Genomic DNA, 12,855 nt, shown 5'->3' with positions numbered 1-12,855 from the left:
AAATAGCGTGAAAACACAAATGGCTTTACACGCTATAGAGACTAGCTCAAAGACTGTCTTGAAAAAACAAAACTAATAAAAATTAAGATTTTAATTTGGAAATCAACACAGAATCTTTGCGGTTAAATTTACACATAGTTTTTTTCCACAGATTAAAAGGATTAAAATGATTTTTCTAATCTGTGAGAATCCTTTAATCTGTGTCCATTCTTTTTTTACTTTGCAAACTTTGTGTAAAACCTTGCGTACTTTGCAGTTAAATTTACACATAGTTTTTTGCCACAGATTAAAAGGATTAAAATGATTTTTTCTAATCTGTGCTAATCCTTTAATCTGTGGCCATTCTCTTTAAACTTTGCGAACCTTGCGAAAACCTTAGCGAACTCTTTGCGGTTAAATTCCCTTTACTATTCAATATCAAATCGTACATTTATAGTATAAAAGTTTGTTATTAACTTTAAATAAAGAAATTCTTTATTATTTTTACCACATAATTTAAGTATCTATGAGTTCTAATTTTGATAAATTTCAAAAACGCAGGTTAATTTCCTCTTATTTTTCGGTTGTATTAAGTGTATTCTTGGTTTTATTCCTTTTGGGAGTACTGGGATTATTCATTATTAATTCTAAAAAACTGGCAGATGATTTTAAAGAAAAAATCGCTATGACGGTTTTCTTTAAAAACGAAGCGAATGACAGCATTATCAAAGCATTTGATTCAGAATTAAAAAGAGCTCCTTTTGCGCTTTCTTATGTTTATGTAACCAAAGAAAAAGCAGCAAAAGAACATACTGATATTATTGGAGAAGACTTCCTGACATTTTTGGGCGAAAACCCATTATTGAATTCATACGATATTCACTTAAAAGCTGATTATGTTGAAAGAGACAGTATCTCAAAAATCGAAAGCGCATTACGCCAAAACACTATGATTGAAGACATTGTTTATGACAAACAATTAGTAAACCTTGTAAACGACAATATTAAAAAAGTAAGTATGTGGATTTTGATTATCAGCGGTTTCCTTACTGTAATTGCTGTTTTATTAATCAATAGTTCCCTTCGTTTATCCATTCACTCCAACCGTTTTATTATTAAAACCATGCAGATGGTGGGTGCTACAAAATCGTTTATTAGAAAGCCTTTTGTAACACGCAGTGTAAAATTAGGAATGCTTGGCGCCCTGTTGGCAATTATATCCTTAATTGGGCTTTTATTCTATGTAGAAACTAATTTTCCTGGTTTAGGAATTTTAGAAGATAAAGCTTTAATTGGATTGGTTTTATTGGCCGTTTTCGGATTAGGGGTTTTAATTACATGGGTTAGCACGCATTTTGCGACACAGCGTTTCCTTAATTTAAGAACTGATGATCTTTATTAATTTTAGATTGCAGACTGTAGATTTTAGATTTAAAAATAAATTCATATAAAACAGAGGATAAGATTGCTTCGTTCCTCGCAATGACAAAATGAAAAACAACAATATTAAAGAAGAACAACAGCAAAAACAGGAATTTCTTTTTGATGGTATCAATTACAAAATTCTATTAGTTGGCATTGCTGTGATTGCATTAGGATTTATTTTAATGTCTGGCGGAGGAAGTGATAATCCAAATATTTTTAATGAAGATGTTTTTAGTTTTAGACGTATTCGTTTAGCTCCAACCACCGTTTTAATTGGTTTTGGGATCACGATTTATTCTATTTTCAAAAAATCTAAACAGTCTTCTTAAACACCAAACATCTTAGATTACCAGACTGTCTTTTATTCTAAGAAGTTTAAAATCTAAAAAACATTAAACTAAAATGGATTATTTACAAGCAATTCTTATTGCCATTGTAGAAGGAGTAACAGAATATCTGCCTGTCTCTTCTACAGCCCACATGATATTTACCAGTTCTTTTTTTGGTATTCAAGAAGATGATTTTGTTAAATTATTTCAAGTTTCAATTCAGTTTGGAGCTATTTTAGCTGTCGTTGTCCTGTATTGGAAAAAGTTTTTTGACTTCAGTAAAATTAACTTTTATATCAAACTCGCCTGCGCAGTTATCCCAGCCTTGATTTTAGGTAAAATCTTTGACGAAAAAATAGATGCAATTTTGGGAGATCCTATTCCTATTGCCATTGTCTTAATCTTAGGCGGTATCGTTTTACTTTTTATAGATGGACGCTTCAATAATCCAACCGTTGTCAATGAAGAAGACATAACCATTAAAAAAGCAGTAACAATTGGTTTTTGGCAATGCTTGGCTATGATGCCCGGCACCAGCCGTTCTGCCGCTTCAATAATTGGCGGAATGCAGCAAGGGTTAACTAGACAAACCGCTGCAGAATTTTCGTTTTTTCTGGCAGTCCCAACAATGTTGGCCGTTACTACCTATTCCTTATTTCTAAAAACATACGAAGCATCTCAGCTAAAAGGATATGAATTACTAACACAATCCAGCGATAACTTAAAAATGTTTTTGCTTGGAAACGCAGTAGCCTTTATAGTAGCTGTTATTGCAATAAAATTCTTCATTGGTATCATCAAAAAGTATGGATTTAAGCCTTGGGGATATTATAGAATCATATCAGGAATTCTTTTATTAGCTTATTTTTTCTTAAATAAATAAATTTGAAAACACCTGAAGAATATTTAAACGGACAGGTTTTATTAATAGACAAACCTTTAAAATGGAGTTCGTTTCAAGCAGTCAATAAATTAAAATATCTTTTAATTAATAAAGTCGGGCTTCCAAAAAAATTCAAAATTGGCCATGCCGGAACTTTAGATCCATTAGCATCCGGGCTTTTATTAATCTGCACCGGAAAATTTACCAAAAAAATTTCTGAACTTCAGGGTCAGGCAAAAGAATATACGGGAACATTTTATATTGGAGCCACTACTCCATCGTATGATTTAGAAACCGAAATCGATCAGACTTATCCAACGGAACATATCAACGAAACTTTAATTCACGAAACAGTGAAACAATTTTTAGGCGAAATCGATCAAAAACCGCCTATTTTTTCGGCTATTAAAAAAGATGGTGTTCGTTTATATGAACATGCACGTGCCGGCGAATCTATAGAAATTGAAAGTAGAAAAACTACTATTCACGAATTTGAAATTACACGAATAGCTTTGCCTGAAATTGATTTTAGAGTAGTTTGCAGTAAAGGAACTTATATTCGTTCTCTTGCTTACGATTTTGGAAAAGCAATGAATTCAGGTTCGCATTTAACTGTTTTACGCCGAACGAAGATTGGCGATTATGATGTAAAAAATGCAATTGATATTACATTGTTTGAAGAAAGTCTTACTTCATAAAACAAGAAGCACATTACATATAAAATATCTGTAATGTGCCTACTCCTAAGATAATGTTACACCATGCTTGATTTTAAATCAATAGTGAGGAACATTTTTTCCTCCAAACAAGAATGTTGAAAAATAATCATAAAACCTTTCGAATAACTTTTTCATAATAGTGCATTTTTTAACCGTTAGTAAAATAGACACCAATAAAAAGAGTAAATCAAAAAATATATAATAGAAGTGGGATTATGACAGCAAGATACAAAATTTTGTATTAAAAAAAATATTTTTCTATATTTTTTAAAAACATTATTCCATTTGCTATCAACACATTACCCTTAAATAAATTCAGACATTTATTACAAAACCAATCTCTTGTTATAATCGGTTATATTTGATATTTTCCATAATTTCAATCAGCTCTTGCTGCACAGAAATTCCTTTATCTGCGAGATACCATAATTGCAAATCTGTTTTAATTTTTTCGTCAATTACGCCAACGTCTCTTTTATAATTGTCCATTAATTCTGTTGCGCCTTTAGGTCTTGGTCCCCAATCTGTACGAACAATTCCGGCCTCTTTACAAATCACAATAACTTTTGGAATTGCTCTTCCGCCATTTGTTAAATATTGATTCATCAATTCGTCGTTTTCATCACGAAAAACAATTCGAAGATCGATCTTTTTATCAGACACATGTGCCATTTTATCTAAAATTGGAAGAATCTGCGCCGCATCACCACACCAGCCTTCAGAAATTACAAGCCAGATATAGTGATTATCCAAATGCTGCAATTTTGAAATAACATCTTCAGAAATTGTCATTGTCTTTTCCAGTCGGTTCATTCTTGCTTCATTTAACTTAGAATAATTAGTTAAACTATCAGACTGCTCACTTCCGGTTGATTTTCCTTCAGATAATAAATCGGTAACTATTTTTCGATATTCAGCATAAGAATGACTGTTGAATAATGCTTTGGCTACAATACTTTTCATAGAGGTTTATTTTGCTTACTATAAAATTACGGATTTTAAAAAGAACCTTGAATGACTTTTATCACATTCGAAAGAAAAAATCAAAAAAGTCGTTATAAAATTAAATCTTAAGTACAATTAATTTTTTATCAACATTATTTTTAAAAATCAGAATATGTCTATATTTGCACAAATTAACGCAACACAAAATATGAAATATAAAAGAATTCTTCTAAAACTTAGCGGCGAGGCCTTAATGGGTGATTTACAATACGGAATTGACCCTAAAAGATTAGCCGAATATGCAGATGAAATTAAGCAGATTCATGCAAAAGGAGTAGAAATTGCTATCGTTATTGGAGGAGGAAATATTTTTAGAGGCGTTGCCGGTGCGAGCGCTGGAATGGACAGAGTACAAGGTGATTATATGGGAATGCTTGCTACTGTTATTAACGGAATGGCTTTGCAGGGCGCACTTGAAGACAAAGGAATGAAAACGCGTTTGCAGACTGCTTTAAAAATGGAATCTATTGCAGAACCTTATATTAAAAGAAGAGCAGATCGTCACTTAGAAAAAGGAAGAATTGTAATTTTTGGTGCCGGAACAGGAAATCCATATTTTACAACAGATACTGCAGCGGTTTTAAGAGGAATCGAAATCAATGCTGATGTGATCTTAAAAGGAACCCGCGTTGATGGTGTTTACGATTCTGATCCTGAGAAAAATGCTTCGGCTGTAAAATTTGATTTTATTTCATTTGATGATGTTCTTAAAAAAGGACTAAATGTAATGGATACAACGGCTTTTACTTTAAGCCAGGAAAACAAACTGCCAATTGTTGTTTTTGATATGAACAAAATTGGAAACCTTTTAAAAATCTGCGAAGGAGAAAACATCGGAACTGTAGTAAATATTTAGACTGCTTAGATTATTAGAAGATTAGATTAATAACATCTTTATAATTCTCAAAAGCAATTTCAAAAAATAAAACAACATCGTTAGCAAATTAGAAGAATACGTTTTTAAGTCTAAAAATCTAACCTTCTAAAAATCTAAAAATCTAAAAAAAATGACTGAAGAAATCGATTTTATATTAGAAAGTACTGAAGAATCTATGAACGGTTCGATTGCACACTTAGAAAAAGAATTTCTAAACATTCGTGCAGGAAAAGCTTCTCCGGCAATGCTTGGAGGTGTTTTTGTTGATTATTACGGATCTGCAACGCCACTTTCTCAAGTGTCAAAAATCAGTGTTCCTGATGCAAGAACAATTACTTTGCAGCCTTTCGAAAAAAACATGTTACAAGCCATTGAAAAAGCAATTTTGATTGCTAATATTGGTTTTAACCCAATGAATAATGGAGATGTTATCATCATCAGTGTTCCGCCTTTAACAGAAGAACGTCGTCGTGATTTGGCTAAACAAGCAAAATCTGAAGCTGAAGATGCAAAAATTGGTATTCGTAACTCTCGTAAAGATGCAAATACTGATATTAAAAAATTAGAAAAAGAAGGAACTTCAGAAGACATCTGTAAATCTGCAGAAGAAGAAGTTCAAAACTTAACAAATACTTTTATTAAAAAAATTGACGAATTATTGGCAGCAAAAGAAGCTGAAATCATGAAGGTTTAAGTATTTGATACTGAAATTCAAAAATCCGTCTGGTAAAATTATCAGACGGATTTTTTTATTCTTATTTTTGCATACCAAAATTGAATTCTTTCCGTTTTTGAATCTATATAATTCTCTATGAGGCTATTTTGTTTTTTGACTTTATTTTTTACGCTTAGTATTCAGGCGCAATTTCAAATAAGCGGAATCGTAACCGATTCAAACAACAAGCCACTTCCCTTTGCCACTATCACCACTTCTGACAACAGTAATACAATAACAGATGTTGACGGAAAGTTTATTTTTAAAACTATTGCAGAATCAGGAACTTTTACGGTTTCTTATATTGGTTTTCAAACTAAAATTATCGCTTTACTAGAGAACAAAAAGTTTTATACTGTTTCCTTATCTCAAAAAACAGATGATTTAAAAGAAGTTATTGTTTCTAATGAAAATCCGGCTTTAACGATTATCAAAAAAGTTATTGCGAATAAAAACAATAACAATCCGCAGAAAAAATTAAGCAGTTTTGAGTACAAAACGTACAATAAACTAATTGTTACTGCCAACCCTGATTCAATTGACGGGAGAATAGATTCATCTGCCGTTTATAAAGATTTCAATAAAAAGAAAATCAACATCGATTCATCTGATTATAAATTCAAAGAAATAATAAGCAAACAGCATTTGTTTCAAACGGAGAAAGTTTCGCAATATCAGTTTGGAAACAACAAACTTAAAGAAATCGTTCTGGGAACCAAAATAGCCGGTTTTAAAAACCCTATTTACGAAGTTATTGCTTTCAATTTACAGTCGATATCTATTTACGATAATAAATACGAGCTTTTTGAAACTAAGTACGAAAACCCTATTTCGAATACTGCTCCTGCAACATACAATTACAAATTGCTGGATACTGTAAACATAAAAGGCCGTGAAACTTTTATGATTTACTTTAAAAATAAACACAAAAGAAAGACATCGGGTTTAGAAGGTGTTTTGTATATCGACTCGCAAAATTTTGCTGTTGCAAAAGCTGTAATGCGCATAAAAGGCGTTTTAGATATCAGCGGCATTCATGAGTTTGATTATGTCCCGAATGAAAAAGTATGGTTTCAAAGCAATACGACTTTTAAAATTGTAAAAGGAAAAAATGATGACGATATTAAAATTTTAGGCGGAACGATTCAGTTTGATGGAGATGTTTCCGAAGATTTTGAACCGAGAAAAAAAGCCGCTTCAGATTTTACCTATTTACTTTCTGAAAGTAATAATTTTGATATTCATTACAATACCGAAACTCCAATAAAAAACCCATCTCTTTATATTGAAATTAAAGACGATGCAAGCAAAAAACCGGAGGAATTCTGGAATCAGTACCGCAAAGAAGCTTTAGATCAAAAAAGCCAGAAAACATATCAATTATTAGACAGCCTCTCTGTAAGCCGAAGAATTGAAAAACGTTTAGGATTGGGTCGAAAAATCATCAATGGATACATTCCGATTGGTCCGGTTGATCTTGATTTAAAAAAAATAATCAGTTATAATAATTACGAAGGTTTTCGTTTAGGTCTTGGAGGCGTAACAAATGATAAATTTTCTAAAGATTTTAGAATTGAAGGGTATACGGCTTATGGCACAAAAGACGGCGTTGTTAAATATAATTTGGGCGCCGGTGTTTTGTTAGACCAAAACACGAACACCTGGTTAAACGGATCTTATACAGATGATGTTCGGGAAATTGCGAGTACCGTTTTTGCTGTTGATAAACGTGTTTTTAAAATTTATGATCCGAGGCCTATCAACATTAGTACTTTTTACAAATACACTAGCTGGAAAGCAAATGTTCAGACAAAAATTATTCCGAAGACAGAAGCTGTTGTTGAACTAGCCAGAACGTATGTTGAACCTAAGTTCGATTATCTTTTTAATTACAACGGTCAGTTATATTCAAGTTTTATTATGACAACTGCAATGGTTTCTATTGTTTGGGCACCTTTCAGTGATTTTATGCAGACTCCAACCGGAAGAACTGAATCGGATAAAAGATTCCCTAGATTTACTTTTCAGTACACCCAATCGCTGCCAAATGTTTTAGATAATGATTTTAATTTTGGAAAAATAGATTTTAAAACGGAGTACGAAAAGAAATACCTAAATGGTCAAAAAACGAGTCTGCTTTTACAAGGCGGTTATGCAATAGGCAATGTTCCGCTTACGCATTTGTATAACACCATGCCTAACAACCTTACCAAAGAAACCATTATCCAGCGTATTACTTTTGCCGGAAGAAACAGTTTTGAAACCATGTTTTTTAATGAGTTTTTCTCAAGTCAATATGTGTTCTTCCAGATCAAACATGGTTTTGAAAGAATTAACATCATGAAAAAAGTACGTCCTTCATTAGTACTGGTTACCAGAATGGCGTGGGGAAATATGGAAAAACCCGAACAGCACGTTGGCCCAACTTATAAAACGCTTGACAAAGGATTCTTTGAATCGGGAATCGAATTAAATAAAATCTACAAAGGTTTTGGTCTCGGCGGATTCTATCGTTATGGCCCAAATCAATTACCTGAATTTGATGATAATATTGCGGTTAAGATTTCTTATGTTCTTGATTTGGGGCTTTAGATTTTGATTGAGGATTTAACCGCAAAGGCCGCTAAGTTTTCTTTAAGGAATAAATTTTGATGAGAGCGCAAAGGGCTTCTCGGCTTTTTTTGTCTTCCTGAGCGAAGTCGAAGAATGGTCTTGTAACTCTACAAAGTAAATCTCAAATTCCAATTATAGACAAAGCTTGTCATTTCGACGTAAGGAGAAATCACACTCGTAACTCTACACAGTAAGTCGCCAATCTTTGTCGATTCTCTAGTGCGATTTCTCCTTACGTCGAAATGACAAAACAGGCTTAAAAAAATCCCAAACCCCAATCATAAATTGGAATTTGGAATTTTAAATATTAAAATTTTAAAACTAACTATGGTTTGAAAATCAAAACTGAAGGTGTATTATTCAGCCATGTACTTTGAGATTCAATCAATTTTTTCCAGCTGTCTAAACTTATAATCATTAAGCTTTGGCTGTCCAGAAAATCTTTTTTAATTGTTCTGTCATGCATAATCATAATATGATTTGGAGCAATCTGTTCGATAGATCGGATAGTTTCCTGAATATCGCGTGTGTTTTTTACTTCTCCGCCGGCATCAAGAACTGTAATCTGCGAACCGTTATTATTGATTAATTTTTTAGCATAATCAATTAAAAAAGCATCTTCTCTGCTAAAAATCGGCATAAAAACCTGATCCACTTCTTCAAGATTTTTATCGATAAAAATACCAACCGGCATTTTGGTTTTTGCTATAATATGACGTGTTCTTTCATCAAAAGGGTTATTTTCAAACAAACCTTCTTTTCCGGTAAACTTGTCAATTAAACGATCGGGATTTACAATTCGGGTTGTAAAACCAAGAATTTTTCCCAGTAAGGTTCCATCAAAAATAGACTGTCCCAAACCAACTAACAATAAATCATATTCGCCTTGGTTTGCCGCATCAATAATATCAGTATCAATATCATTAGAGACTTTAAACAGACTTACCATGTTTTGATTCAGTTTATGAGACTCATCAATAACCGGAACTAACATTTTACGTTCGTGTTCTTTTATATCAAACGAATGTATTTCTGTACTTAAAGACAAATGCATCGCCGTTACGATCGAATTATCCTGCTGCTTTTTAACCAGACTATTGGCAATCTGTAAAAGTTTTTTTCCTCTTTCAGGAGTACCAAATGAAAGCAGTATTTTGTATTTACTTTTATTTCCTATTTCCTGCGGAATAGCTGTGATTTTATCTTTAAAAACAAATCCGATGAAGTCTAAAGCCGGCCCCGTCATAAAAGTAGTCAGCAATGCCATAATTACCATCATGGTAAAAATCTCTGTAGACAATACTCCAAGATCGTAACCAATATTTAAAACAACAAGTTCCATTAAACCTCTTGTATTCATTAAAGCCCCAATAGCTAAACTGTCTTTCCAGCTTTGTCCAACAAATTTTGCTGCTAATGCGCTTCCAAAGAATTTTCCAACTACGGCAACTGCAATAATTAATCCCGTGATTTTCCATAAAGCAGGATCGTTTAACAAACCTATTTGGGTACGCAAACCTGTAAATACAAAGAACAATGGCAACAACACAATTATCGAAACATCTTCTACCTTTTCGATAAATATATTTCTGAATTTATTGTTTTCAGGCATTATTGCTCCTGCTAAGAAAGCTCCAAATAAAGCGTGAATTCCGATTAATTCTGCAGCATACGCCGAAAATAAAAGTGTTAAAAAGAAAATAGCAACTACTGGTTTATTTAAACTTTCACGAGTTGAATTTAAATCTCCGACACGTTTCAGGAACGGGCGAACGATTTTCAACATTATAATTACATATAAAATTGCTAAACCAATTACATATAATGAACTTGAAAGCGAACCTGCTTTTACAATTGCAATTACAACTGCCAAAATACACCAGGCAGTAATATCATCTGCAGCGGCGCAGGTTATGGCAATAGTTCCGAGTTTTGTTTTCTGCATTCCCCGCTCCTGGACAATTCTGGCCAAAACCGGAAAAGCGGTAATACTCATGGCGATTCCCATAAATAATCCGAAAGAAGAGAATTCAACCCCTTTTGGAGCAAAAGTCTGATAAATGAAATAAGCCAAAGCCAGTCCTAATGCAAACGGAATAACGATACTGGCGTGACTAATAACTACGGCATCATGTGCTTTGTTTTTCAACACTTTCAAATCCAGTTCCATACCAATAACAAACATGAAAAGGATTAAACCAATCTGACTTAAAAATTGTAAGTTTCCTAAAGATTCTTTTGGGAATAAAGCTGCCGAGAACTCAGGAAAATACATTCCTACTAAAGACGGCCCAAGAACAATCCCGGCAACCATTTCGCCAATTACAGAAGGCTGCCCAATTTTTCTGAAAAACCATCCAAATAAACGTGCTACTAAAATAATAGTCACAATCTGCGCCAGCAAAATAGCCAGCGGGTGCTGTAAGTTTTCGACCATTGAATGAAGAAAATCATTCCAATGATTACTTACAATTTGTTTTTTAACAATATTCTGTCCAGCTTCTAATGATGCCCCTTTTGAAATTATCCAATATATCAGAGCTGTAAATCCTCCAATAATTGTAACATAGAATAAAGAGTTCTTAATGTTATTCATAACTCGTTCTTTTAATTATTGCCGCAAATATCAGGACTGACAGCAAAGTGATAAAGTAAATTTACAGTTAATTTTCAATCTATGTAACAAGACTGAAAAACTTTGTAATAAGTTAATAACAACATCTAAAAAGCATTGTCATCCTGAGCGAAGTCGAAGGCTTATGAAACTGAAAAGGGCTTCGACTTCGCTCAGGATGACATAATGTTGAGCTATGAAATAATCTTATAATTTTACCTTTTTCAAGAAATCAGAACGGTAGGTTTCACTTAAAAGTAAGGTTGTATTTTTATTGTTTTCTTCAATATGATGCAGCACAATTTCGTTGTGGTTGAAGAATTTTATCGCTTTTACGGCAATGATTTCTTTTTTGTTTATTCGGCAGAAATTGGCTTCGGGCAATTCGTTTAAAAGTGTATCGAATTTTACATTTTTCAAATTCAAAAAACTTCCATCGGCAAGTAAAACCGTTTTGTCGCGGCTGTCACTTACAGCCGTTTTGATGTATTGAATCTGATTAAAATAAAGCAGTGTTTTTCCTCTATCTGTATTTAACTGAATGAATTTTTTAGCTGTATCCGGTTTTTCAAAACGTTCTAAAGCTTTTGAGACTGCTTTTTGCAAACGTTCCAGTTTTACAGGTTTTGTGATATAATCTACTGCATCGATATTAAAAGCATCGGCGGCATATTCTTTATACGCGGTACAAAAAATCACTAATTTATCATTGAGCATTTCGGCAAGATGAAGCCCGTCCATTCCCGGCATTTCGATATCTGATATTAACAAATCAAATTCGAGTTCGGGAATATCAGACAAAAGTTTCTGCGGATTATTAAACGTCTTTACGATTTCCAGTTCAGGAATTTGTTCGCAAAGCATTTTTAAGTACGTTAATCCCGGAAGCTCATCGTCCAGAAGCAAGCATTTCAGTTTTGTATTCAAGTAAATCTATTTTTAGATGAGCAATATAAACATCGTTTTCTACAAATTTATCAAGTTTAAAATTATTCTTGTAAATAATGCGCAGACGATGTTCTAAAGTTGCGTGGCCAAAACCGCTTCGTTCTTTTTTTAATACTTTTTTATCTGAGATTTTATTAGAAACCGTCATAAAGAAAGCATTGTCCTTAAATTCAAAAACTACCGAAATAAAAGCATCGGCACTTTGAAGGTCGGCATGTTTAAAGGCATTTTCGATTAAATCAATCGAAATCAAAGGCGCCAGTAAAGGCTGATCGTACAATTTATCCTCTTCGTTGATATTAGTTTTAATCTTCAACTCAAAAAGCGGGCTGATTTTGATTTTATTGATTTCTATTAAATTCAGCGCAAAGTTTATTTCTTCTTTTGCGGTTACGAATTTCTTTTTGCTTTCGTATAAAATATAATCCAGGACATTGGCCAGTTTATCCAGAGCAAAATAAGTTTGATAAGCGTGCGACTGAATCGAATTTAAAATATTCTTAAATAAATGCGGATTTAACTTTGACTCTAAATTTTCTAACTGCAAGTCGTTTACTTTTGCTTCAAGCGCATAAAAGCTTTTTTCGGCATTATCCTTCTCCTTTTTTGCCTGCATTAATTGATAGATCATAAAACAAATTATGACAACCAACAGTAAAAGAATCGTTAGAAATATAAAAGTTGTGGTATTGTTTTCCTGCATTGTTTAAGGATAATTAAAGTTTTTTTTGCCACAGATTTTCACAGA

Annotated in this window: 11 protein-coding genes; 7 read left to right on the top strand and 4 right to left on the bottom strand. The window is 32.9% G+C overall.

The features are described 5' to 3' along the window. Nucleotides 1-505: 505 nt before the first annotated feature. The 4 genes from LUU93_RS14545 to truB all read left to right on the top strand — a co-directional run bounded on the left by LUU93_RS14545 (nucleotide 506) and on the right by truB (nucleotide 3,314). Nucleotides 506-1,381, top strand: coding sequence for a cell division protein FtsX (locus LUU93_RS14545; protein WP_232681867.1), 876 nt, complete (start codon nucleotides 506-508; stop codon nucleotides 1,379-1,381). Nucleotides 1,382-1,469: 88 nt separating this feature from the next. Then, nucleotides 1,470-1,733 (top strand): DUF3098 domain-containing protein, encoded by a 264-nt coding sequence (locus tag LUU93_RS14540; RefSeq protein WP_232681866.1) that lies wholly within the window; start codon nucleotides 1,470-1,472, stop codon nucleotides 1,731-1,733. Nucleotides 1,734-1,806: 73 nt separating this feature from the next. Then, nucleotides 1,807-2,616: an undecaprenyl-diphosphate phosphatase gene (locus LUU93_RS14535; RefSeq protein WP_232681865.1), complete on the top strand. Its 810-nt coding sequence runs from the start codon at nucleotides 1,807-1,809 to the stop codon at nucleotides 2,614-2,616. Nucleotides 2,617-2,618: 2 nt separating this feature from the next. Next, a complete protein-coding gene (gene truB / locus LUU93_RS14530; protein WP_232681864.1) occupies nucleotides 2,619-3,314 on the top strand; it encodes a tRNA pseudouridine(55) synthase TruB in 696 nt (231 codons plus the stop codon). 366 nt (nucleotides 3,315-3,680) lie between these two features. Here truB and LUU93_RS14525 read toward each other — a convergent pair whose 3' ends face one another. Then, entirely contained in the window at nucleotides 3,681-4,298 is a 618-nt protein-coding gene (locus LUU93_RS14525; RefSeq protein ID WP_232681863.1) for a thioredoxin family protein, read from the bottom strand. A 190-nt stretch (nucleotides 4,299-4,488) separates the two neighbouring features. Between LUU93_RS14525 and pyrH the strand changes: the two genes are divergently transcribed. The 3 genes from pyrH (at nucleotide 4,489) to LUU93_RS14510 (ending at nucleotide 8,524) form a co-directional block, all read left to right on the top strand. Further along, a complete protein-coding gene (pyrH, locus tag LUU93_RS14520) occupies nucleotides 4,489-5,196 on the top strand; it encodes a UMP kinase (protein ID WP_053472459.1) in 708 nt (235 codons plus the stop codon). Nucleotides 5,197-5,347: 151 nt separating this feature from the next. Then, complete coding sequence (gene frr, locus LUU93_RS14515) at nucleotides 5,348-5,911, top strand: ribosome recycling factor (protein WP_232681862.1); 564 nt, start codon at nucleotides 5,348-5,350, stop codon at nucleotides 5,909-5,911. 117 nt (nucleotides 5,912-6,028) lie between these two features. After that, nucleotides 6,029-8,524, top strand: a complete 2,496-nt coding sequence (locus LUU93_RS14510) for a DUF5686 family protein (RefSeq protein WP_232681861.1) — start codon at nucleotides 6,029-6,031, stop codon at nucleotides 8,522-8,524. Between the two features lie 346 nt (nucleotides 8,525-8,870). On the opposite strand, the gene LUU93_RS14505 is transcribed toward LUU93_RS14510, so the two are convergent. The 3 genes from LUU93_RS14505 to LUU93_RS14495 form a co-directional block, all read right to left on the bottom strand. Beyond that, nucleotides 8,871-11,141 (bottom strand): cation:proton antiporter, encoded by a 2,271-nt coding sequence (locus LUU93_RS14505; protein ID WP_232681859.1) that lies wholly within the window; start codon nucleotides 11,139-11,141, stop codon nucleotides 8,871-8,873. A 225-nt stretch (nucleotides 11,142-11,366) separates the two neighbouring features. Beyond that, nucleotides 11,367-12,086, bottom strand: coding sequence for a LytR/AlgR family response regulator transcription factor (locus tag LUU93_RS14500; RefSeq protein ID WP_232681858.1), 720 nt, complete (start codon nucleotides 12,084-12,086; stop codon nucleotides 11,367-11,369). After that, on the bottom strand, nucleotides 12,049-12,810 hold the full coding sequence (locus tag LUU93_RS14495) for a sensor histidine kinase (RefSeq protein ID WP_232681857.1): 762 nt from the start codon (nucleotides 12,808-12,810) through the stop codon (nucleotides 12,049-12,051). The genes LUU93_RS14500 and LUU93_RS14495 overlap by 38 nt, the downstream gene beginning before the upstream one ends. Nucleotides 12,811-12,855: the final 45 nt, after the last annotated feature.

Origin of the sequence: Flavobacterium soyae (assembly GCF_021245985.1) — a bacterium.
Taxonomy (GTDB): domain Bacteria; phylum Bacteroidota; class Bacteroidia; order Flavobacteriales; family Flavobacteriaceae; genus Flavobacterium; species Flavobacterium soyae.
This window is presented reverse-complemented; position numbering and strand designations above follow the sequence as displayed.

Bases quoted from the DNA above. Each gene is read 5' to 3' on its own strand.
- LUU93_RS14545 (WP_232681867.1), top strand. From the start codon at position 506: ATGAGTTCTAATTTTGATAAATTTCAAAAACGCAGGTTAATTTCCTCT.
- LUU93_RS14540 (WP_232681866.1), top strand. From the start codon at position 1,470: ATGAAAAACAACAATATTAAAGAAGAACAACAGCAAAAACAGGAATTT.
- LUU93_RS14535 (WP_232681865.1), top strand. From the start codon at position 1,807: ATGGATTATTTACAAGCAATTCTTATTGCCATTGTAGAAGGAGTAACA.
- LUU93_RS14525 (WP_232681863.1), bottom strand. From the start codon at position 4,298: ATGAAAAGTATTGTAGCCAAAGCATTATTCAACAGTCATTCTTATGCT.
- pyrH (WP_053472459.1), top strand. From the start codon at position 4,489: ATGAAATATAAAAGAATTCTTCTAAAACTTAGCGGCGAGGCCTTAATG.
- frr (WP_232681862.1), top strand. From the start codon at position 5,348: ATGACTGAAGAAATCGATTTTATATTAGAAAGTACTGAAGAATCTATG.
- LUU93_RS14510 (WP_232681861.1), top strand. From the start codon at position 6,029: ATGAGGCTATTTTGTTTTTTGACTTTATTTTTTACGCTTAGTATTCAG.
- LUU93_RS14505 (WP_232681859.1), bottom strand. From the start codon at position 11,141: ATGAATAACATTAAGAACTCTTTATTCTATGTTACAATTATTGGAGGA.
- LUU93_RS14495 (WP_232681857.1), bottom strand. From the start codon at position 12,810: ATGCAGGAAAACAATACCACAACTTTTATATTTCTAACGATTCTTTTA.